The 21,730-nt window shown below is 63.0% G+C and carries 16 protein-coding genes, 1 tRNA gene and 1 other RNA gene; 7 read left to right on the top strand and 11 right to left on the bottom strand.

Annotated elements, in window-relative coordinates; all coding sequences use genetic code 11:
* Positions 1-21 precede the first annotated feature (21 nt).
* Positions 22-1,050 carry a LacI family DNA-binding transcriptional regulator gene (locus DEA8626_RS08890; protein ID WP_108852620.1) on the bottom strand — a complete coding sequence of 343 codons (1,029 nt, stop codon included), beginning with the start codon at positions 1,048-1,050 and terminating at the stop codon, positions 22-24.
* Positions 1,051-1,252: 202 nt separating this feature from the next.
* Between DEA8626_RS08890 and DEA8626_RS08895 the strand changes: the two genes are divergently transcribed.
* Genes DEA8626_RS08895 through DEA8626_RS08910 form a run of 4 tightly spaced genes read left to right on the top strand, consistent with a single transcriptional unit; the run spans position 1,253 to position 7,189 of the window.
* Entirely contained in the window at positions 1,253-3,577 is a 2,325-nt protein-coding gene (locus DEA8626_RS08895) for a DUF1989 domain-containing protein (protein ID WP_245890808.1), read from the top strand.
* Positions 3,574-4,635: a quaternary amine ABC transporter ATP-binding protein gene (locus DEA8626_RS08900; protein ID WP_245890809.1), complete on the top strand. Its 1,062-nt coding sequence runs from the start codon at positions 3,574-3,576 to the stop codon at positions 4,633-4,635. Before DEA8626_RS08895 ends, DEA8626_RS08900 begins: the two co-directional genes overlap by 4 nt.
* A gap of 4 nt (positions 4,636-4,639) precedes the next feature.
* Positions 4,640-6,184 carry an ABC transporter permease gene (locus DEA8626_RS08905; RefSeq protein WP_181366395.1) on the top strand — a complete coding sequence of 515 codons (1,545 nt, stop codon included), beginning with the start codon at positions 4,640-4,642 and terminating at the stop codon, positions 6,182-6,184.
* Between the two features lie 48 nt (positions 6,185-6,232).
* A complete protein-coding gene (locus DEA8626_RS08910) occupies positions 6,233-7,189 on the top strand; it encodes an ABC transporter substrate-binding protein (RefSeq protein WP_108852624.1) in 957 nt (318 codons plus the stop codon).
* Positions 7,190-7,676: 487 nt separating this feature from the next.
* Here DEA8626_RS08910 and DEA8626_RS08915 read toward each other — a convergent pair whose 3' ends face one another.
* Both DEA8626_RS08915 and DEA8626_RS08920 read right to left on the bottom strand, forming a co-directional pair.
* Positions 7,677-8,303, bottom strand: coding sequence for a tyrosine-type recombinase/integrase (locus DEA8626_RS08915; RefSeq protein WP_108852625.1), 627 nt, complete (start codon positions 8,301-8,303; stop codon positions 7,677-7,679).
* Positions 8,304-8,497: 194 nt separating this feature from the next.
* Entirely contained in the window at positions 8,498-9,445 is a 948-nt protein-coding gene (locus DEA8626_RS08920; RefSeq protein WP_108853392.1) for an SDR family oxidoreductase, read from the bottom strand.
* Between the two features lie 169 nt (positions 9,446-9,614).
* On the opposite strand from DEA8626_RS08920, the gene DEA8626_RS08925 reads away from it, so the two are divergent.
* A complete protein-coding gene (locus DEA8626_RS08925) occupies positions 9,615-10,529 on the top strand; it encodes an AraC family transcriptional regulator (RefSeq protein WP_108852626.1) in 915 nt (304 codons plus the stop codon).
* A 445-nt stretch (positions 10,530-10,974) separates the two neighbouring features.
* Here DEA8626_RS08925 and DEA8626_RS08930 read toward each other — a convergent pair.
* From DEA8626_RS08930 to DEA8626_RS08965, 8 genes are all read right to left on the bottom strand, one after another.
* Positions 10,975-11,064: transfer RNA gene (locus DEA8626_RS08930), tRNA-Ser, on the bottom strand.
* An 80-nt stretch (positions 11,065-11,144) separates the two neighbouring features.
* Positions 11,145-11,867, bottom strand: coding sequence for an alanyl-tRNA editing protein (locus DEA8626_RS08935; RefSeq protein ID WP_108852627.1), 723 nt, complete (start codon positions 11,865-11,867; stop codon positions 11,145-11,147).
* Positions 11,867-14,293, bottom strand: coding sequence for a DUF3772 domain-containing protein (locus DEA8626_RS08940; protein ID WP_108852628.1), 2,427 nt, complete (start codon positions 14,291-14,293; stop codon positions 11,867-11,869). The genes DEA8626_RS08935 and DEA8626_RS08940 overlap by 1 nt, the downstream gene beginning before the upstream one ends.
* Positions 14,293-15,324 (bottom strand): cysteine synthase A, encoded by a 1,032-nt coding sequence (locus DEA8626_RS08945; RefSeq protein ID WP_108852629.1) that lies wholly within the window; start codon positions 15,322-15,324, stop codon positions 14,293-14,295. Before DEA8626_RS08945 ends, DEA8626_RS08940 begins: the two co-directional genes overlap by 1 nt.
* A 53-nt stretch (positions 15,325-15,377) precedes the next feature.
* Positions 15,378-16,535 (bottom strand): NUDIX domain-containing protein, encoded by a 1,158-nt coding sequence (locus DEA8626_RS08950; protein ID WP_245890810.1) that lies wholly within the window; start codon positions 16,533-16,535, stop codon positions 15,378-15,380.
* On the bottom strand, positions 16,532-16,972 hold the full coding sequence (locus DEA8626_RS08955; protein WP_108852630.1) for a TrgA family protein: 441 nt from the start codon (positions 16,970-16,972) through the stop codon (positions 16,532-16,534). The genes DEA8626_RS08950 and DEA8626_RS08955 overlap by 4 nt, the downstream gene beginning before the upstream one ends.
* A 686-nt stretch (positions 16,973-17,658) precedes the next feature.
* On the bottom strand, positions 17,659-19,080 hold the full coding sequence (locus DEA8626_RS08960) for a cryptochrome/photolyase family protein (protein ID WP_108852631.1): 1,422 nt from the start codon (positions 19,078-19,080) through the stop codon (positions 17,659-17,661).
* 49 nt (positions 19,081-19,129) lie between these two features.
* Complete coding sequence (locus DEA8626_RS08965; RefSeq protein ID WP_108852632.1) at positions 19,130-20,359, bottom strand: aminotransferase class V-fold PLP-dependent enzyme; 1,230 nt, start codon at positions 20,357-20,359, stop codon at positions 19,130-19,132.
* Positions 20,360-20,807: 448 nt separating this feature from the next.
* On the opposite strand from DEA8626_RS08965, the gene ssrA reads away from it, so the two are divergent.
* Positions 20,808-21,162: a transfer-messenger RNA gene (gene ssrA / locus DEA8626_RS08970) on the top strand.
* Positions 21,163-21,241: 79 nt separating this feature from the next.
* A complete protein-coding gene (locus DEA8626_RS08975; protein ID WP_108852633.1) occupies positions 21,242-21,667 on the top strand; it encodes an ester cyclase in 426 nt (141 codons plus the stop codon).
* The last annotated feature ends 63 nt before the right edge of the window (positions 21,668-21,730 follow it).

Here is a 21,730-nt window from a genome sequence, read left to right on the forward strand (position 1 = left end):
TCATGCGGAGCGAGTCGCGCGTCAACCGCCGGCCTCCTGCTCGCAATCCCCGCCTAACTGACGGACGGACTCCCGCTCAATGATCCGGCTGGGCAGGAGTTTCGGCACGAGCGCTGCATCACTCTCGAGGTGATCCACAAGCTGACTGGCCACTTCGCGTCCCATCCCAGCTGCAGGGAGATCAATCGTGGTGAGCGGAGGCATGGCGTCCTTTGCCCAATCCAGATTGTCGAAACCCATGACCGACATGTCATCGGGAATTCGCAATCCGGCCTCGGACAGACCGAAGTAGGCGCCTAGTGCCAAAACGTCGGAGAAGCACAACACTGCGGTCACACCGCTGTGGCGCGTCAGGATTTCCCGGATCACGCTCTTGCCACCCTCAACGCTGAGACTCGTTTCGTGAAACTCAGTTACAAGTGGCTCCGTTTGCACAGAGGCCGCACCTTCACGCCGGGCGACCGTCCGGTCGCTTTCTGCGAGGGGTCCGTGAATGACAGCGAGGTTGCGATGTCCTTTCGCGGCGAGAAAACTAACGGCATTCGCGGCAAGATTGAAATTGTCGTATCCGATCGTCGGACTCTTGCAGTCCGGATTCCAGATCGACGTGAAGACATGCGGTACTTGGCGTCGCTCCAGCATCTCCACCATTGCTTTGTTATGCGCCGCCCCGCTGAGTATGAAGGCTTCGGCACCCATGCCGAGAAGTTTGCGCGCCGCCCGAAATTCCTCGTCCTCGTCGCCGTTGGAGACGGCCAGAACGAGCGAATAATCCCTCTCTGCCAAAGTTTGCTCGATGCCGGCGATAAACTTTGCAAAGACCGAATGTTCGATCGTCGGGATAATGGCTGCGATCGTTCTGGACTTTTTGGTAGAGAGGGCGCGTGCGGCCGGGTTGGGGAAGTAGTCCAGCTTCTTGCACGCCTTCAGAACACGGTTGCGGGTCTCCGGACTGACCTTATCGACGCCGTTCATGACCCGCGAGATTGTTGCGATGGAAAGCCCGGTTTCCTTCGCGACATCGCGGATGCTTCCTACTTTCCTGGCCACGAGACACCCGCTTGTATCATTCCGTATGATTAAACTTGACGTACCGGCAGGGCAAGTGTTTTATGTAACCGGTTACCTAGTCATTCGTCGTTGATTCTAAGTGTTCGACAAGCTTACGTGTGATGAAATGTAACCGGTTTCACTTCGCGCTGCGAGGCGCGGCTGAAATCGACGCGGAACCGCCATGGGGGGGGGAGAGTCCGTGCTAAACATCGAGGCCGCCACGCGGCTACAGCGCTTTCGCTATCAGGGCATCAAGCAGGCAGACAGCCTGAAACTGTCCGTCGGCTGTGGCGAAACCGGGCGCGTGCGCGTCTCAGCTGGTAGCATCGTCTCGCTGACCAATGTGGATGGCGGCGCCGGCGCGTGGCTAACCGCCATTTCCGAGCGCGACAGGAATTTCGGTCTGTCCGCGCTCGAAGTGCCACCGCAGGCCGCCTCGACGCTCGATCCCGCCGCATTTGACTCGCGTATGATGGCCGCCATCGCTTCTGAACGCGGTGGGAAGCTCGAGGACGCGCGCGTGCTGCGCGTCTTCGACGAGGGGGTCGCGCCCGGCGAGGTTCATCTCGCGCGGGTGACGTCGGATGCTCTGCTGTTCGTCATCGTCCCTAAGTCCCGCGACTACATCACCGTCGGCGGCGGCGGCCAGATCGCGGTGAGCATCAAGCCTCCGGTAGGCGACAACAGCGGCCTCGTCCTGCCCGAGCCGCTGGGCAAAATCCGCGACGAGTGGCGCGTAACGCGCGGCACCGCCAGGGCCTATGAGTTGAAGAAGGGCCAATTCGTCCAGATCATCGACGTTGAGGGGCAGCAATGCTCCGACTTCATGGCGATGCGGAGCGATGCGCTGGATGCCGGGAAAGAGCGCTACATCGATTCCACCGTGTCGCGCACGATGACGCGCAGCGCCTACCCGCTACCCGGCCTGCACGACAAGTTCTACGATCAGGACATCCGCCCGCTTCTGGCGGTCCGTCAGGACACGGTGGGTCGGCACGACACCTTCGCGCTGGCCTGCACCGCGCGGGGGTACGAAGAGCGCGGCTTTCCGGGGCATCTGAACTGCTCCGACAACATCAGCAGTGTCTTCGCCCCCTACGGTATCCAGCCGCGTCGGGCATGGCCGGCGATCAACTTCTTCTTCAACTCCTGGATCGACTGGCACGATCACAACATCTCGGCCGACGAGGCGTGGTCGCGCCCGGGGGATTACGTGGCCATGCAGGCCTTGATCGATCTCGTTTGCGTCTCGACCGCGTGCCCGGACGACGTCGATCCGATCAACGGCTGGAATCCGACTGACATCCACGTGCGCATCTACGAAGAGGACACGTCCATTTCCCACTCAGTTTCCTGGCGTGCACAGCCAGATGATGCCGGAAGTCTGACACGACATTCGGCGTTCCACCCGCGCACCTCGAAGCTGACGACACGCTTCCACGCCTCGCGCGACCTCTGGGTTCCGGCGCAGTACGACGCGACCGGCGCTGTCGAGGAATACTGGGCCTGTAAGAACGCGGCGACGTTGCAGGACATGTCGGGCCTCAGGAAGTTCGACGTCGTGGGCCCGGATGCCGAAGCGCTACTGCAGCACTGCCTAACCCGCGACGTGTCGAAACTGGCCCAGCATCGCGGGTTCTACGCACTCATGTGCGACAAGCGGGGCAGCGTGCTCGATGACGGCACGCTATTCCGGCTGGAGCCAATGGCGTTCCGCTGGTGCTGCGGGTCGGACAATTCCGCTGCGCATCTGCGTGAGCAGGCGGAAATCCTCGGGCTGAACGCGCGCGTGCTCTCGCTCGGGCACCGCATGGTGAACCTGGCGTTGCAAGGGCCGAAATCGCGCGACATCCTGCGCAAGGTCGTGTTCACCCAGCCGACGCGCCCCGCGCTCGACAACCTCAAGTGGTTCGGCTTCACGATCGCCCGGCTCCACGATCGCGACGGCCCAATGTTCATGCTTTGCCGGACCGGGTTCACTGGCGAGCTGGGTTACGAGATATTCTGCGACCGCGACGATGCGCTCGCGATCTGGGACGGGCTGATGGAGGCCGGCGCGCCGCACGGGCTGGTTCCCATGGGCGGCGAGGCGCTGAACTTGCTGCGCATCGAGGCTGGGCTGATGATTGCGGGCGCGGAGTTCGGGCCCGACAGCGACGCCTTCGAATCCGGTCTGGGCTTCGCGGTCGACCTGAAGAAGTCCGATTTCCTCGGCAAAGCTGCGCTCGAGCGCAATGCCGCCGCGCCGCGCCGCAAGCTTGTGGGCCTTCACTTTGCCGGGAGCGAGGCGCCCTCGCACGGCGACGCCCTTTTTATCGGCCGCGAACAGGTCGGGGTCGCCACCAGCGGCTGCCACTCGCCGCAACTCGGCCACGCAATCGCGATGTCCCGCGTGGCGGTGGAGAACGCCGAGATCGGCACAGAACTTGAAGTTGGCAAGCTCGACGGGCGCATGAAGCGGCTGCCCGGCGTCGTCGTCGCCCTGCCGTTCCTCGACCCGAAAAGAGAGAAGGCGCGCGCGTGAGAGATAACGGATCAGAAGCTGTCGTCGTCACACGGAACGTGTGGAAAATCTTTGGCGACCTGGCCCAAGAAGCCATGGAGGCCGTCCGGCGGGACAACCTGTCGAAAGCCGAAGTGCTCGAACGGTTCCAGGCCGTCGTCGGCGTGCGGGATGTTTCGATCTCCGTGGGCGAAGGCGAAATCTTCTGCATCATGGGGCTGTCGGGTTCCGGAAAATCGACGCTTGTCCGTCATATCAACCGGCTGATCGAGCCTACCGGCGGAGAGATCCTGATCAACGGCGTCGATGTCGGCGGCCTGAACGCCGAAGACTTGCGCGTCATGCGCGCCGACAAGATCGGTATGGTGTTTCAAAACATGGCGCTGTTGCCGCACCGCACGGTGCGCGACAACATCTCCTTCGCGCTGGAACTGAGGAACGTCGACGCCTTCACTCGCGCCAACGTCGCCGACCGCGTAATCGAGCTGGTTCACCTTCAGGGCTACGGCGACCGGATGCCGAGCGAACTCTCCGGCGGCATGCAGCAGCGCGTGGGCCTCGCCCGTGCCATGGCCGCCGATCCCGACATCCTCCTGATGGACGAGCCGTTCTCCGCCCTCGATCCGTTGATCCGCCGTGGGCTTCAGGACGAGTTTCTCGATCTCTCGAAGTCCATGAAGAAGACGACGCTGTTCATCACCCATGACCTCGACGAGGCGATCCGCATGGGGACAAGGATCGCGATCATGAAGGACGGCGAGATCGTGCAGACGGGCACTCCGGAAGAGATCGTGACCCAGCCGGCGGACGATTATGTCGCGGATTTCGTGGCCGGCATCTCAAAGCTCAAGCTGATCTTCGCGCACACGGTGATGCAGCCCGTCGAGGCCTTCGAGAGCAATGGGAGGAAGCTGCCCCCGCTCGAAACCTGCCCGAAGGCGGGGCCCGAGGACAATCTGGACGTGCTGGTCAGCCTCGCGGTCGATCAGGACAACCCGATCGTGATCGAGAGCGACGGCAAACCGGTGGGCGTCGTGACGAAGGATGCGCTCCTGCACGGCATCAAGGGCGAGGTGTGAGCCGATGACAATGGAACCCGATCTGAGAAGACCCTTTTCCGAGTTCGCGGAGCAAAGCGGAGACTACTACTCCGATGTCTTTCTGAAGATCCAGAAGTCGACGCTGGACCGCTTTCACATCAACAAGGCGGCACTTCTGGGCAGCTTCGTCTGGGCGGCGCTGCGCGGCAACTGGACGCTTTTCGTGATCGGATTCGCCGTCGACCTGATCGCGGTGGTCAATCTATCGCTTGTCCACAAATACACCAAGGCCGCCGCCGACAACGCGGACAAGGACTTTCTCGTCCAACGCTATGAGGGCTGGTCCCAGTCCCATCTGATGGGCGCCATAGTTGCGTTCGTCCTCGGGCGGCTGATCTTTGCCTGGGTGGCTGACAGGCTCTACGCCAACCAGTATTCGAGATGGCGCGTGAACAGAGAGGTCAACAGCGGCGTTTCGACGTCACGCCTGATCCTTTGCGCTCTGATCACCCTTCTGATCTTTCCGATGATGATCTACCGGTCCACGCAGTTCGCTCCGGACGAACGCACCTGTATCCGGCAGGACCGCGCCATGGCCGAAGGCGAAGCCGTGCCTTTCAAAGATCGGTTCGACTGCTTCATAATCGGTGAATTTCCCACGCTCTTCTGGATCGAGCGGCCGGATGACATCACCTTTCCCCGGGACGACGCGGGCAATAGGATCATCCAGCGTACGCCGCCGAACCCTGACGCTCCGCCGGTCAACCTCAACACCTATGTGTCGGAGGCGATTGACAACGGCATTGCCTACCTGACGGTATTCTACGGCTTTCTTTTCGACGGCATAACACAATTCCTGCGGGGGATGCTAAGCGCGATCACCTCCGTATTCGTCGGCACGCCCTGGCCGATCACGATGTGCGCACTTCTCTTCATCGCGTACAAGATGGCAGGCACGCGCACGACGATCTTCGTCGGAGCTTCGCTGATCTACCTCGCAGTGTTCGGCTTCTGGCAGACGGCCATGGACACGATGTCGCTTGTCGTGGCGGCGTCGATCATCTGCGTCGTTGCGGGCTTGCCATTGGGGATCTGGGTCGGAAAGTCGGCGCGCGGGCACGGGATCATGACACCGATCCTCGATGTCATGCAGACGATCCCGTCCTTCGTCTACCTGCTGCCCGCCATCGCGTTCTTCTCGATCGGTAAGCCGCCGGGGATCCTTGCTACCGTGATCTTCGCGATGCCGCCGATGGTCCGGCTAACGGCGCTCGGCATCCGTCATGTGCCGGAGAACACCAAGGAAGCTGCCCTCGCCTTCGGCGCGAACCCCCGCCAGCTGCTGACAAAGGTCGAGCTTCCGCTGGCGCTGCCCTCGATCATGACCGGGATCAACCAGGTCGTCATGATGAGCCTATCGATGGTTGTCATCGCCGCGCTCATTGGCGCGGGCGGCATGGGCTACATCGTAACCGAGGCGCTTGAAAAGACCGAAACCGGACGCGGAGTCCTCGCTGGTATCGGAATTGCCCTCCTTGCGATGATGATCGACCGGGTGGTGCAGAAAGCGAACAGGGCCCGTCACTAGTCAACCAGAACCGGTGCCAATGGCGCCGCCAACACGAAAGGGAGAAATATGAAACTATTCGGAAATCTGCTCGCAGGGGCCGCCGTGTCCGCGCTATTCGCTTCCGGTGCCGCCGCGCAGGACGCCACGGTCAAGATCGGCGATCTGAGCTGGACGGGCGCCTCGGCCATCGCCCATGTGATCGAAGCCGTGATCGATGGTCCGCTCGATTCGGAAGCCGAAATCGTCACCGGCCTCTCGGACGGCAATGTCATCGCTGCCGGCATGGACAAGGGTGACGGTTCGGCGGATGTCTACACCGATCTCTGGATGCCTAACCGCGAGGCCATCTGGAACGAATATATCGACGGCGCACAGACCGTCGGCCACAACATCCCCTATCTGGGCACCCAGAAGATGTATGTGCCGTCCTACATGGCGGAACGGGTGAAATCAGTCGAGGATCTCAAGGATCCGGAAGTCGCCGCGATGTTCGACAAGGACGGCAATGGCAAGGGCGAGTACTGGGCCGGCGACGCCGGTTGGAACTCCACGCGGATGTGGCAGGTAAAGTTCAAAAGCTACGGCCTGTCGGAGCTTTGGGAGCCTGAGATTCTGCCTGACGCGACCTTCAAGGCGCAGCTACAGACCGCGATTCAGCGCGAACAGCCGATCCTGTTCTACTACTGGACGCCGGAGTGGGTTCACGCTGCCTATGACCTTACGCCGATCGAAGAGCCGGAGCGCACCGAGGGCTGCGAGAACGTGGACCTCGAAAAGGAAGACTGGCTGGAAGTGTCAAACTTCTCCTGCGCCAGCAGCGACGCGGAAATCTTCGTCGCCTACTCCAAAACCTTGGAAAAGCGTAATCCGCCGGTGGCGAAGTTCCTCAGCCAGATGCAGCTCGATCCGGACGTAGTCAACGAATGGATCCTGAAGATCGGCCGCGACGGCATGGACCCGCGCGATGTGGCCGAGGACTGGGTCGCGAACAACATGGACACCGTGAACGAATGGATTAACTGAGCGATACAATTCGCAGCCCGACGCGGAGTCTCCTGTCGCGTCGGGCATACATGCATGGCATTGCTCGGGCATGGGGGTTTTCGGACGAATTCCAACCCATTTCCTTCCCTCAGTCAGTTCGGGTCAAGACAGTGCGGATGAAAGCGAATGGAACAGCTGACCGCATTCTGCTCGGTCTTATCGGGATATTATTGTTGTTCAGGAAGGCGCCTGAACAATCGAAAGCTTGAACGGGTAAGGCAGGCCCGCGCTTGGTGCAAACGCCCCAACCCGTCGGCATTTCCAATACACGCATCGCGAGGAGCCTGAAGCGCGGCTGGAGCGTTCGCGGCAAAACGCAGGTTTGTTGCGCCGAAGACTCCCGAATATCCATATCGCTACGCGATCGATCAAGGTCCGGTGCGGCGGGCCGCAACGCAGCATGGACGGCTTCGGTCGAGTTGCCGGTATGGGCCGTCCGCGTGGGACAGCCCATTTCTGCTAGATTTCAAATTGCTTCCGCGATAGCCAGCGCATCTTCGAGCTCGACGCCGAGATAGCGGACCGTGCTGTCCATCTTGGTGTGGCCCAAGAGCAGTTGCACCGCCCGAAGGTTGTCGGTCTTGCGATAGATGTGCGCGACCTTGGTGCGGCGCATGGAATGCGTGCCGTAGGAGCTTGGCTCGAGGTCGATGGACGAGACCCAATCCCGAACAAGGCGGGCGTATTGCCGCGTCGAGATGTGCAGGCGTTCGTGGAACCGGCCGGGCCAAAGGAATTCTGATCCGATCATCATGGGTTGCTCGAGCCAGGTCGCTAGCGACGCGCGGGTCCCCTCGGTCAATTCGAACCGAACCGGTTTCCGCGTCTTGCTCTGGATGATCGAGGCGCGTTCCTTGACTTGGCCGGCGGCATAGACGTCGGCGACGTTTAGCTTGACGATATCGCAGCCCCTGAGCTTGCTGTCGATCGCGTTGTTGAAGAGCGCGAGGTCGCGGAAGTTCTCAGCCAGCTCGAGCCGGACACGGATCGCCCAGACCTGTTTCGGCAGCAGCGGGCGTTTCTGGCCGACAACGCGGCCCTTGTTCCAGGCAGGGCGGCAGGCGCGAATGGCCGGTAGGTTTGCAATTGTCATGGCGGATCCTCCGATCCGCCACGCCCAGCCACATCTCCAACCCGACGTTGGCGGCTCACGGTAGCACGCTAACGTACGACTGCGGAGAAGGTGGGCCCCGAGCCCAACCTGTAGACTGCTGCATTCCGTGCCAATTTCAACTGCGGCAAGCAAGGCGCGCCCGCCCGTAGAGTTGCGGCGGGATCAGTTTTCAGTCAAACGCTCCAACTGAAACCCGTTTCCTTCTCTGACCGGCTCCACAGCTTTTCCATTACGGCCTTGTCCAAAGCGAAGGGTTCCAGCGTGCCCTTACCGACAGGACCGACCCACTCCATGCGGCCCGTGGGACCGTAAAGAGCCTTCTGATCCAGGCCGCCCTCGGTTGCGCACATGACTTCCGGATAGGCGCCCTTTTCCGCCGATTGAACCAAGGGCGACAGGGTCATGATGTAAAACACGAATCTTGAGGTGAGGCTGCCGCTGGTTTTGATGAGCGACGTTGCGGATGACCCCGGATGGCAGACATAGACTTCGACGTTCTTGTTTGCCGCTTTCACCCGGTCTTGCAGCTCGTAGGCGAACATCATTTGAGCCAGCTTGCTTTGGCTGTAAGCGGGATTGGCGCGATAATTCTTGTCCCAGTTCATGTCGTCGAACTGGATTGTCCTCAAGCCCATCTTGTAGCCAAGGCTTGCAACGACCACGATACGGCCCCTTGACTCGTCGATGCGGTCGAAGAGCATGCCGCACAGGACGAAATGACCGTAGTGGTTGGTGCCAAGCTGGCTTTCGAAGCCGTCCTTGGTGGACTTCTGCATGGGCACCTGCGCGATGGCCGCGTTGCAGATCAGCGCGTCGATGCGTGGAACCATCTTCAACACCTCTGCCGCCGCGTCGCGCACGCTCGCAAGCTCCGCGAGGTCCATGCGGACAAAGCTCACGTCGGCGTCAGGGCCGAATTCCTTCTTCAGCGTCTCGACTGCGGCTGTCGACTTCTCCGGGCTGCGGTTCAGCATCACCACCTTTGCGCCCTTTGAAAGAAGGATGCGCGATGCCTCGAACCCCGCACCGGCATTGGCGCCGGTGATGACGTAGGTCTTGCCTGCAAGTGAGCCGAGGCGCTCGGGCGTCCAGCCTTTGGGTCCAAATTGGCTGTCTTTCATCTTCATGCTCCTTCCAGCGACGGCTGAGGAGCCGCTCGGTATGGGTTTTCATCTTGAACGGGTAGATAGCTCTCTCGTCCGTTCCAAAACAGACGATATCGTCGCGAATACTTGCCTAATTGTATCATGGTGGTTGTCCCGGCAGATATGACGGCATTAGGTTGGTCACATGTGCAATGAACAGATCAAGCACCTCCTCGAGGGCCGGATCCGTGAGGACGGCCTGATGGAATCCGGTGTGAAGGGGGTGAAGCTTTTCCGGGCGACCAGTCCGGTTCACTGTGCCCCTGCGGTCTACGAACCCAGTGTCATCGCCATTGTGAGCGGGGCCAAGGAGGCTGTGCTGGATGGTGAGCGATATGTCTACGACAGCAGCAGGTACATGTGCTGCCCCATGTCGATGCCGGTGAAGGCAGGGACACCTGCCGCATCGCCGGAAAACCCTCTCTTTGGCGTTTATGTTTCACTGGATCAGCGCGTGATGACCGAACTGGCCATGGAGATAGACAGCGCCGGGGGCACCATCCGATCAAATAAGGGTGGTCCGCGTGCGCAAGGGATCAGGCTCGCGCGTTGGGATGAGGCGTTCTCGGACGCGCTGTTGCGGCTGCTGCAATTAGGCGACAGCGAAACGGATACGGCTGTCCTTGGGCACACGCGCCTGCGCGAGCTCTACTATGCAATCCTGAAAGGAGAGGCAGGCTTCTTTGCGAGACAGGCGTTTGGCGTCGGAAATGGGATCGCGCGGTCCATCGCGCATGTGTCTTCCAATCTGAACACGCCAATCTCGATCGACAGTATGGCAACGCGCGCGGGCATGAGCCGCGCCGTGTTTCACCGAATGTTCAAGCAGGCCACGACGATGTCACCCATTCAATTCGTGAAATCCATGCGCCTCAACAACGCTGCGATGAAGATTGCCGGGGGCATGACCGTGAATGAAGCGGCCATGGATGTGGGTTACGTCAGCCCGTCTCAGTTCAGCCGGGAGTTTAAACGGATGTACGGGCAGTCTCCCAGGCAGTGGAGCGATGCCCAGCAACTCCCCCTTGGGAGCGGCGTGACGGACGGCGCGCTTCAATGATATTGGGAACAATTTCACCGTGGACCTATTACATTCACCATGGCGCAAGCGAGTGTTGGGCGAAGCGAAATGAACGCCTGCTCCGTCCCGCGTTGCCGAACTCCGTCTTGGCGCTGATCTCGCACACGCGGCGAGTGACCGGTTTGATGAAACTGCAATGCAGCGTCGAATCGCCGAGCGAATGGCAGGATTGGGCCGCCAGCGACAAAACAGTCTCGCAACTAAAGCGTTTCGGGTGAAACCTGAATCGCGGGGATTCCCTTGAGGCGTGGTTTGCGATTCATCCCATTCAGGAGGATCGGATCATGTCATTCGTTAGCCAAGAAGGTTAAGTGGACAGTCAATACAAAAAACGCGATGGGGGCGAAATGTGGGGCCAGATGAGGGTTTGAGGCGAGACTCAGATGAATTTATTATTTAAAATCAGAATATTAAACGTACTAATTGGCGGAGAGAGAGGGATTCGAACCCTCGAGACGGTTTCCCGCCTACACACTTTCCAGGCGTGCGCCTTCGACCACTCGGCCACCTCTCCGTGGGGTGCTACTTAGCGTTTCAGGCGAACCCGATGCAAGAGGGATCGGCGCGAAGTGCCGTACGCTGCCATTCGGTGCTTCAGTCCACGAGAACAAGGCTCACGCGCCGGTTCTGCCTGCCCTTCTTCTCAATCTTGCCGATCGCGACCCGGCCGATCTCGCCGGTGCGGGCGACGTGGGTGCCGCCGCAGGGCTGCAGGTCGACCTGATCGCTCCCCGCCCCGATCCGGATCAGCCGCACCCTGCCCTGCCCCGTCGGCGGAGCGACCGACATCGTCTTGACGAGGCCGGGATTGGCGGCGAGATCCTCGTCGGTGATCCAATCCTCCGTGACCGGCAGAGCGCGCGCGATGAGAGCGTTCAACTCCGCCTCGAGCGCGGCGGGGTCCTCAGGCGGCTCCGGCATGTCGAAATCGAGCCGGCCCTTCTCGGACCCGATCTGGCCGCCGGTGACCGGCAGCGGGATCACCACCGACAGGAGATGCAAGGCCGTGTGGATTCGCATGTGCCGGTAGCGCCTTTCCCAATCCAGCGTCTGACGAAGCTCGGCGCCCACGGGCGGCAGCGCGGCGGTCTCTGCCGGGACAAGGACGACGGACCCGTCCGCGCCCTTGACCGCGGTGACGATCGGAATGCGTCCGCCCTCCCACAGAAGTTCGCCGCTGTCGCCCGGCTGGCCGCCACCCTGCGGATAGAAGAGGCTCCGATCGGGCACGATTCCGCCGTTTTCCGTCAGCGCCGCGACGCGCGCCGTGGCCTCTGTCAGATAGGGGTCGGCGCGGTAGAGATCGGCTTCTCTCATCAGTCGTCTCCGTTGTCGTCTTGCGGATCGTTGCGGATGTAGCGCGGATCGGGCTCGGCGGGCGGCGCCGGGGGGGGCTGCGTCTCCTTCTCAACGTGCGGGCGCGCGGCTTCGCCCCCAAGCGCCTCGGGGTTTCGAATCCAAAGGTCGCGCTGCGCAAAGGGTATCTCGATACCCTCGGCCGCGAAGCGTTCGTTGATCTCGTGCAGGATCTCGGTCTGCACGTCGAGCTTGAAGTTCACGTCCGACAGGATCGTCCGGATCTCGAAGTTCAGGCTGTCGGCGCCGAAGGCCACGAAATGCACTCGTGGCGCGGGATCGACCATGACCAAAGGCTGGGCTTCGGCGATCTCGGTCAGGATCGTTTGCACCTTGCGGGTATCCGTGCCGTAGGCCACTCCGACCGGGATGATCAGACGCCCGGTGAGGTTCCCGCGCGTGAGGTTGGTCACCACGCCCGAGACGAGATCGGCATTCGGCACGATCACGTCGGTGCGGTCGAACGTCTCGATCCAAGTCGACCGGACCGAGATGCCCTTCACGGTCCCGAACTGGCCGTTGACCTCGATCATGTCGCCTTCCGAGATCGGCCGCTCGATCAGGAGGATGATGCCGGAGACGAAGTTCTGGACGATGTTCTGAAGGCCGAAACCGATACCGACCGACAATGCGCCGGCGACGATGGCGAGCGACGACAAGTCGATCCCCGCCCCGGTGATCGCGATCAGGGCGGCGAGGAGGATACCGACATAGCCGATGCCCGACACGACGGCGTTCTGCACGCCTTTGTCGAGCTGGGTGCGCGGCATCACAACCGACTTCAGCGCCCCCTGGAACAGCCGCGTGACAGCGTACCCGATCGCGAAGATCAGCGCGAAGGTCACGATCACGCCCGGAGACAGCCGGGTCTCGCCCAGCGGTATCCCTTCGGAGAAGCTGGTCCAGATTTCGATCAGATCGGTCACCCGCGCGCCCCAGACCAAGGCGAAGAGCGGCAGCGCCAGGGTCGTCAGCCCGAAACCGATCAGGACGGGGATGAGCGCGTCGCGGCCCTCCTCGCCGCGCCGGCTCGCCAGAAGGTAGATGTCGGTTCCGAAGCGCTGCAGAAGCAGGATGATCCCCATCAGCCCGAGCGAACCGACAGTGGGCCAAATGAGGGCGTTGGCGGCGGCGACGTAACCGATGAGGGCAAGCGCGGGCGCAACGACGGCGACGGCCAGAACCGCATTCGCGATCAGTTTTTGGATGCGCAGCCGGAAATCGGCCTGATCCTGTCCCACGCCGGCGGATTTGGGCCGCAAGAGAAGGCCAAGCCGGAAGAGGAAGATCGCGACGAGACAGACTGCCGGGGCGGCCCAAACAGCCTGCGCGGCCAGCGACAGGGGCGGCCGGACTTCGGTGGTAAAGGCGTGGCGGAAGGCTTCGAGGGCGAGAATCAGCGCAAGCATGGAGACGTGAAAGCGCGCCTCGGCCGGCCGTTCGGTAAGCCGAACCACCGCGCCCGAGGATCGGAAGAGCCAGCTTCCGATCCAGCGTGCTGCAAAAAACAGGAAGGCCGCGATGGGCAGGACCTGGATCAGCGCGCTCATGCGCGTGCCCGCCATACCGGTAATCTCGATGGCGATCACCAGCAACACCATGCCGCCGACGGGCACAATCACCTGTCCGAGCGACAAGAGACCAGCGGCGACATGCCGCGCCCGGATCGAGGCACCGGTCTGGAGCCGCTGCGTGAGCCGCTCGATGACGTCCGAGCCGCGCCACATCAGCACGGCGGCCACGGTGAGGAGCAGCAAAATGATCGGCAGCTTGTTGCGGAACTCGGCCCGACGCGCGTCGTCCTGCCAGGCTTCGCGCGTCTCTGACCAGAGTGTTTTCGTTCCCTGCGTGGCGACGGCGACGCCCGCGGGCCAGTTGACCGGGTTTAGCGGCGACGGAGACAGCCTCAGAAGCTCCGAAGCCTGCCGCGCGCGAATATTGGCGTCAATCCGGCGGATCAGCCCGTCGGCGTGGCTGTAGGCCTCGACCGCTTCGAGTCCCGGTGCCTGAAGCCGCGCGAGTTGATCGTTCAATTCCTTGCGCCGGGCGGCGATCTCCGGCGCATCGGGGCTTTCCTCCGTCGGGGCTGGCCCGAGCGCGGATATCTGGTTCTTGACGGTCTCGATTTGCGCCGCGTTCGCGCTCTGGGCGCTGAGGAACCTGCCGCGCCATTCGACGATGGTGGCACGCAGGGATTCGAGCTTCTCGTTCGACGTACGGTCCGCAGCCAGTGCCGCCTCGGCTTCCTCCGCGACGTTGTTCCAACTCGCGTAGTCAGGCGCAGTCGCACGCTGCTGCGCGACGGCGGAAAGAGGCGCAATAACCGCGCCTCCAGCCGCCCCGAGCACCAAGCAGAGCGCAAGGAGAAGACGGCTCAGCACGCGCATCAGTCCTCGAAGACGCTCGGCAGCGCGCGCGGCGCGCGGTCGAGCCAGTCCGGCACCGGCAGGCTCTTGGCGCGTAGGAAATCCGGGTTGAAAAGCTTCGACTGGTAGCGCTGGCCATAGTCGCACAGCACCGTGACGATCGTGTGCCCTGGCCCCATCTCCTTCGCCATCCGGGTCGCGCCCGCGACATTGATGCCCGTCGAGCCGCCCATGCACAGCCCCTCCTCGGCCAATAGATCGAAGATGATCGGCAGAGCCTCGGCATCGGGGATGTTGTAGGCCATGTCCGGCGTGAAGCCTTCCAGGTTCTTCGTGATCCGACCGTTTCCGATACCTTCTGTGATTGAGCTGCCCTCGGCCTTAAGCTCGCCGCGGGCGAAGTGGTTGTAGATCGCGGAGCCATATGGATCGGCAAGACCCATCTTGACGCCCTTTGGACCGAGCGCGGTGGCGACGCCTGCCAGCGTTCCGCCGGTGCCCGTGGCGCATATGAAGCCGTCTACCTTGCCGCCGGTCTGTTCCCAGATCTCGGGCGCCGTCGTCTCGACGTGGGCCTGGCGGTTCGCGACATTGTCGAACTGGTTGGCCCAGATCGCGCCGTTGGGTTCAGTCTCGGCGAGCTTCGCGGCAAGCCGTCCGGAATAGCGCACGTAGTTATTCGGATTCTTGTAGGGCGCAGCGGGAACCTGGACGAGCTCGGCTCCGGCAAGCCGGATCATGTCCTTCTTCTCTTGGCTCTGCGTCTCCGGGATCACGATCACCGTGCGGAATCCCATCGAGGCACCGACAAGCGCCAACCCGATCCCGGTATTGCCCGCCGTGCCCTCGACAATCGTGCCGCCCGGGCTAAGGTGACCCTTCGCGACGGCGTCGCGGATGATGTAAAGCGCGGCGCGGTCCTTTACCGATTGACCGGGATTGAGAAATTCGGCCTTGCCGAGGATCTCGCAGCCCGTGATCTCGCTGGCCTTCTTCAGCCGTATCAGAGGTGTCTTGCCCACCGCATCTGCCAGATCGCTGTATATCCGCATGGGGGGTGCCCTCCTGTCGCCTGCCACCTTCCTAGGGCGCGGCGTGGCGGACCTCAAGCCCCCCGGGGCGCAACCTCCCGCGCCTTGGCATCCGCGCGCAGACGTGGCCGGTTCCGCGCCAGCCACTCGGCCAGGATCACCAGCGGTGCGGTATTCGCCTCACCGCTTTCGACAAGCTGCTGAAAGCGCTCGAAGGTCACGACATGGGCGCGGATGTCCTCGGTCTCGGACGGAAGCCCCCCGAGCCCGGCGGCGGCGTCGGGCAGATCGGCGATGCCGACATAGGAGTAGAGATACTCGCCCTTCGCGGCGGGCGAAGGGTAGTAGTGCCGGGCTGGAATCAACGCTTGAAGCTCCAGCCCCGCCTCCTCGCGCGCCTCGCGGACCGCCGCCTCCTCGGGCGTCTCGCCGCCATCGACGCGGCCGGCGACCGCCTCCAAAAGCCAGGGCTGGCTGTCGCCGCGCGCATAGGCGCCCATGCGGAACTGCTCGATAAGAAGCACTCGGTCACGGACCGGATCATAGGGCAGGACGACCGCGGCATCGCCCGAGATGAAGACAGCGCGGTCAACCTCGGGGCTCATCTCGCCGTCGAAGCGGCGAAACCTGAGGTCGAATTCCTCGACCGCGAAGTAGTTTGAATAGACCTCCTCTACGCGGCTCGTGACGACGTCGCCCGGCGACGCGTGGCGACGCAGGACCGAACCCCCTGCACCGGTTCCGGCCCTCGCCCGCACGCGCGCACCGCCCCGTATCAGCATCATCGGATAGCGTAGTGCCATCCCGCCCGGATCGCGCGCCCCAAAGCCGCGCATCACTTCCTCGGCGGTCGCCGTCACCACCGCGCCGAACCGCCCCGCCCAGTCCGCGAGCCGCCAAGCCGGTCCGGCCTGCCATCGCTCACGCGACGGAAACCACGCAACCGCCGTGACCGGTCCCGCCTCAGTCTCGACCGTGACCTCGTGCGGCTCGTGGCCGATCACTGCGCCGTAATACTCAAGCAGCGCCGCCTCGCCCTCGGTAGCATCGGCTAGAAGCCCGCCCTCAGCGGTCGCGCCATTCTCGGGCTGGACGAGAGCGTGGGCCCGCCCCTCGGCCCAGCTGACGGCAAAACCCGGCAGCCGCGCCGCAAAGAGCTTGGCGTCGCGGCCCAGCACCACGCGCCGCAGCGGAGCGTGACACAGCGTGCCGTAAAAGAAGAAGCCGCTCACCGCCAGCGCCGCGCGGCCCATTCCGACAGAAGCCCGGCCAACGCGCCGCCGATGATGAGAACAACAAGCACGTCCCAGGCCAGCATCGTGCGGAAGAACTCCACGCCAATGTCGAAGATGCCGACGACCGCCTCCATCGGACCCTTGTAGGCCGGCCTGAATGCGAGCAGCAACATTTCGTAGGTCGAGAAGATCAGCAGCGCGAGCCCGACCATCACGGCCGACGTCTTGACGCCTGTATTGACTGCCTGCCAGTTGCCGCGCCCCGCTTCCGGCCCCATCACGCGCCAGCCCGCGACGAGCCCGATCAGCGCCGAGACGAACGAGAAATAGCCGAACTGCGTCCCCTCTGGCATATGGGGCTTGAATATCTCGGCCGCGAAGAATGCCAGCACCGCGAACGCGAAGGCGGCGAATAGCTTGGCTGCGGTGGGCATCTAGACTGCTGGCCTCGTCACAATTGTTATTTGTTACGTCGCAGTTTCCGCGCTGAACGGCCTTGGCGCAAGAGGCAAGCGGAATTTCCCGGCCTGATGGACGCCAGATCGAATCCCATCGTTGCGATTTCGTCGCTAAGGTCGCCGCGGCTGTCCTCCCGCTGCCGCTGCAGTTGGCCGGTGCTCAAGTTGCGCGCGAACACTCTTTCGCATCAAAGCCAAGCGCGCCGAAGTTCGCCCGAATCCACGAAGCTCGCGGGGAAGACATCATGCTGCAGGACACTTTAATGTTTTAACTCAATGCCTTACAATGTAATCCACATGTACCGTCAATGAGGAACACTTCTGCAAGACCACTCACAGGCCCGAAGAAGGCCAACTGAGATACATTCGCCGGGAAAGCCGGCCCGGCATTCTCGTTCACTGACCAACTCCTCAGCGCAGTGCCGGACCGCAGCGAAAGCGGCGATCTTCCCTGTCATCCGGAAACCGCAGGTCAAGGCCGACGTTCGCGCGCGCAGCGCCGAACAACGCCTCAGCAAAGACATCAACGACGGCGCGCCGAAACCGTTGCCTCCTCGGCGACAATCGCCTTGATTTGCGCACGTGCCGGGGAATCAACAGGCCATAGCGTCGAGCGACGATTGACAGACGCCCCCCTCTATGCCCGACCCCGTGACAACGACTTATCCGCCGTTCGAGCTTTGGCGCTCGTAGGTGTCAAGGGCGCGCGCGCGACCTTCGGCCAGATCCACGATCGGCTCAGGATAATTCTGATCGGCGCTCAGCCCCCAGCTTCGCGGGATCGCATCGAAATAGCTCAGCGCTGTGTCGGGCGGGTCCGCCTGCCCTTCGGCGATGAAGGCGCGGCGATAATCCTCCCGAGGGTCGAACTTCTTGGCCTGCGTGTCGGGATTGAAGATGCGGAAATAAGGCGCCGCATCCGGGCCGGAACCTGCGACCCATTGCCAGCCCATGGCGTTCGAGGCCGGGTCCCAGTCAGTCAGACACTCGGCGAACCAGCGAAGCCCGACGTGCCAATGCGTCATCAGATGCTTCGTGAGGTAGGATGCCGCAATCATCCGCGCGCGGTTGTGCATCCGACCCGTGACATACATCTCGCGCATCGCGGCATCGACGAAAGGCTCGCCCGTCATGCCGCGCCGCCAGCGTTCGGCGTCGTCGTTGTCTTCGCGCCACGGAAAGCTGTCCCAGCCGTCGCGCCAGTTCTCGTCCGCGAGCTTCGGGTGGTGATACATGAGATGACAGGCGAAGTCGCGCCAGCCGAGCTCCGACAGGAACTTGTCCGCGCCGGTATTGCCTTCCTCGCGAGCCCGGATTGCCCGCTGCCAGATGCTGCGCGCCGAGATTTCGCCCCAGGCGAGGTTTTCCGAAAGGCCCGAAGTCGCGTCGCGGGCGGGGATATCGCGGGCCTCCCGGTAGTCCGTCATGCGCTCCTCGACGAAGCGCTCGAGCCGCGCCTGGGCCGCCCCTTCGCCCACGACCGCATGGCCGGCCGCGACAGCGGCGCCCCGATTCATGGCTTCACCCATACCCCAGTCCGAAAGGTCTTCGGATTCAGGCCATTGCGACGGAATCTTGATGTTATTCGGCGAGTCGAGAGCCGGGCCGGGATCGCGGCCGCGAATATTGCGCCAGAAGGGCGAATACACGGAATAGGGCCCGCCGCTTTGGGTCTCGACCGTCCATGGCTCGAAGAGTACTGCGCCCGGAAAGCTCTTCGCCTCGATCCCGCCAGCCGTGAGGGCCGCCTTCACCTCCTTGTCCCGCGTGATACCCGCCGGATCGTAGACGCGGCTCCAGTAGACCGCCCCCGCCCCGGTCTCCCCCACCAGCGCCTTGAGGAGATCGAGCGCGCGGCCCCGCCGCAGGACAAGCCGCGAACCGCGCTTGGCCAGCGCCTCCGCGAACAACCGCAGTCCCGTGCCCAACCGCCACTTCGCGGCCGCGCCGAGCGCCTCCACCGTTTCGTCGTGGAGAAAGACCGGGATCACCGGCCGTCTTGTCGCAGCCGCCGCCGAAAGCGCGGCATGGTCGCCGAGCCTCAGGTCGCGGCGGAACCAGATGATGACTGGGGCGTCCTGCATCGTGTCGTCTCCTTCTGCGTCAGACCTGCAAGCGCCGAGCCTCTGGTGGTCAGAGAACCTCGTCGAGCGCCGCAATCAGCCGCGCGACATCGTCGGCACTCGTGTAGTGCACCATGGACAAACGCAGAACCCCCGCCTCCGGTTCTATTCCCAACGCCCTGAGCGGCCTGACCGCGTAGAAATCACCGGCCCAGCAGTTGATCCCGTAGTCGGCCAGCGCTTCCGAGACCGGCTCTGCCGGGCGGTCGAGCGCGACCGAGACCGTCGGTGCCCGCCGGTTCGCGTCGCGCGGGCCGACTAGCCGGAGGTCATTCCGCGCCGCAAGATAGTCGAGAAGCGGCTGGCAGATACCCACTTCGTGCGCGCGCATGAGCGCATGCACAGCCATTGCTCGTTTCCCCGCGTCGGATTCGGGCGCGAAATGATGCGCGTGAAGCGCGTCGAAATAATCCGCGATCCCCGCTGACGCCGCCACCTGCGCGTGGTCGGGGCCGGCCGGCGTGAAGCGCTTGTATAGCGTCTCCCCGTTGAAGAAATGCCCCTGATTGGGCAGCGCCATCCCGAGCGTCTCGCGGATCGCCATGATCCCCTGATGCGGCCCGTAGACTTTGTAGGCCGAGAACAGGTAGATGTCGGCGCCGAGCTCCGCGACGTTCGGAATGCCATGCGGCGCGTAGCTCACGCCATCCACGCAGGTGGCTGCGCCCGCCTCATGCGCCAAGCCCGTGATCTCGGCGACGGGATTGATCTCGGCGATCACGTTCGAGCAATGCGGGAAGCAGACGAGCCGGACCCGTCCGTCCGACAGGAGCGGCGAAAGCGCGCCCGGGTCGAGATGCCCGGTCTCCGCGTCGATCCGCCATTCACGGATCTCGACCCCCTCCTCGCCGAGCCGCCGCCAGGGCCCGGAATTCGCCTCGTGGTCCTGATCGGTGACGACGATCGCCTCGCCGGACTTCAGGTGCCGTCGGAAGGCCTGGGCGAGCACGTAGGTGTTCTGCGTCGTCGAGGGGCCGAAGCTGAGCTCATGCGTCTTGATCCCCATCATCGGGGCAAGGCGCGCACGCGCCTCGTCCATCTCCTCGCCGCCCGAGGCCGAGGCGGCGTAGGGGCCGTAGGGTTGCACCTTGCGTTCGCGGTAGAAGCGGATCAGCCGGTCGATGACCTGTCCGCAGGCGTAAGAGCCGCCCGCATTCTCAAAGAACGCCTTGTCGGCCAGTTCCGGCACCGAAAAGGCGGGAAACTGCGCGCGCACGAATGCCGGATCGAACCTGGTCATTTTTCCCCCGTTCGCTGCTTGCAGAAGTGCTAGCGGAGTCGCGGAGAAGAGTAAATTCGCCGACAGGACCGAGCTCCCCGGCCGGCGCGAGCCGGACGCAGGGAGATCTTTCACCTGCGTCCACCGCGTTTCCGAACGCGGCACCCTGAGGATCGTCTCCCGCATGAGCGGCAGCAATTGCGCCGCGGCTTCCACACTGACGAACCGGCGCAAACGCTGGGCCGGGCGTCGGCAGACTCAACATGGCACCACCCATTGCGAGATAGCTGGTTGAGGAACAGGAACTCCCACGCCTGGTCGTCTCGGGCACGCGCGCCTCTTTCGAGGCGATGCGATGCTTCTCCGCACCCTCTTGAGAGCCGCCAGGAGGGTATGAACATGCTGTGACAATCTTTTTTGTTTCAATAGATTGCCAATCATTTGACGCTCGAAGTGCGCCCCATCTCAGACTCTTGCCGTGCCGTCCAGCCGCCCCTATATTGGTTCTGTCCGGGGCAACCCGAACTATGGACATAAACGCGCTCGCAATAAGCGGATCGGACCCGGGGGCGGTACCCGGCGGCTCCACCAACGCCCCGTTATTGGCGGGTCATGGGGCCGAAATAGGATCGACGAACGTCTAAAGGGGTTTGCTTTGTCCCGGTGAGGTACCACCGTTATCGGTCCGCAAAGTACAGTTGCCAATAACAACCGTGCTCCGGTCGCTCTGGCTGCGTAAGCAGTTCGGGTAACCGAAATCTAAGCCCTTGCGCCTAGCAGCGTAAGGCGGGGTTCGCAGGCACCTGGCAACAGAAGCCTGCACTTCTCCCTTCATGCTTCGTCAAGGCCTGTGACCTAGGATCGGCTCCGCAAAGACGATCACATCCGGGACCGTATGATGCCATGACCAAGCTCGACCTTCTGTACGACTGGTACCGGCGCGTCTGGATCGAGGCCGATCTCGACGCGATCGACGACTACTTCGCCCCGCGCTGCGGTGCCAACGGGATCCTGTCGGACGGCCAGGTCAGCGCGGAGGATTTCCGCGCGCTCGTCCCCGCGCTCCGCGCCCTCGTCCGCAACCTCGATATTGGGATCGACCGCAGCGTCGAGGCTGGCGACTGGCTCTGGGCGCAGATCACGGTGCACGCCCGTACCGCCCGCGGCGTCGACCCCATCAAAGCCACGGGACAAGTCATGCTGAGGTTCGAAGGGAGTCGCATCGCCGAGGCTTACAACAGTTTCGACTTCATTACATTTTTCGAGCAGACGGGACTGCTGCCCAAGGATGCCTTTCTTCTGCTCCTGTCGGGCGAGCGACTCGGCTGAGCCGCGCCATTGGCCTGAACGACGGGACTTGCCGGTGCGCCGGCCGCTTGCCATGATCGCGCG

Source organism: Defluviimonas aquaemixtae (genome assembly GCF_900302475.1).
GTDB classification, from domain to species: Bacteria; Pseudomonadota; Alphaproteobacteria; order Rhodobacterales; family Rhodobacteraceae; genus Albidovulum; species Albidovulum aquaemixtae.

Coding starts and splice junctions, on each gene's coding strand:
- DEA8626_RS08955 (WP_108852630.1), bottom strand. CDS start 16,972: ATGCCCACCGCAGCCAAGCTATTCGCCGCCTTCGCGTTCGCGGTGCTG.
- DEA8626_RS08940 (WP_108852628.1), bottom strand. CDS start 14,293: ATGCGCGTGCTGAGCCGTCTTCTCCTTGCGCTCTGCTTGGTGCTCGGG.
- DEA8626_RS08920 (WP_108853392.1), bottom strand. CDS start 9,445: ATGAAAGACAGCCAATTTGGACCCAAAGGCTGGACGCCCGAGCGCCTC.
- DEA8626_RS08965 (WP_108852632.1), bottom strand. CDS start 20,359: ATGACCAGGTTCGATCCGGCATTCGTGCGCGCGCAGTTTCCCGCCTTT.
- DEA8626_RS08935 (WP_108852627.1), bottom strand. CDS start 11,867: ATGAGAGAAGCCGATCTCTACCGCGCCGACCCCTATCTGACAGAGGCC.
- DEA8626_RS08910 (WP_108852624.1), top strand. CDS start 6,233: ATGAAACTATTCGGAAATCTGCTCGCAGGGGCCGCCGTGTCCGCGCTA.
- DEA8626_RS08925 (WP_108852626.1), top strand. CDS start 9,615: ATGTGCAATGAACAGATCAAGCACCTCCTCGAGGGCCGGATCCGTGAG.
- DEA8626_RS08975 (WP_108852633.1), top strand. CDS start 21,242: ATGACCAAGCTCGACCTTCTGTACGACTGGTACCGGCGCGTCTGGATC.
- DEA8626_RS08905 (WP_181366395.1), top strand. CDS start 4,640: ATGACAATGGAACCCGATCTGAGAAGACCCTTTTCCGAGTTCGCGGAG.
- DEA8626_RS08945 (WP_108852629.1), bottom strand. CDS start 15,324: ATGCGGATATACAGCGATCTGGCAGATGCGGTGGGCAAGACACCTCTG.
- DEA8626_RS08915 (WP_108852625.1), bottom strand. CDS start 8,303: ATGACAATTGCAAACCTACCGGCCATTCGCGCCTGCCGCCCTGCCTGG.
- DEA8626_RS08960 (WP_108852631.1), bottom strand. CDS start 19,080: ATGCAGGACGCCCCAGTCATCATCTGGTTCCGCCGCGACCTGAGGCTC.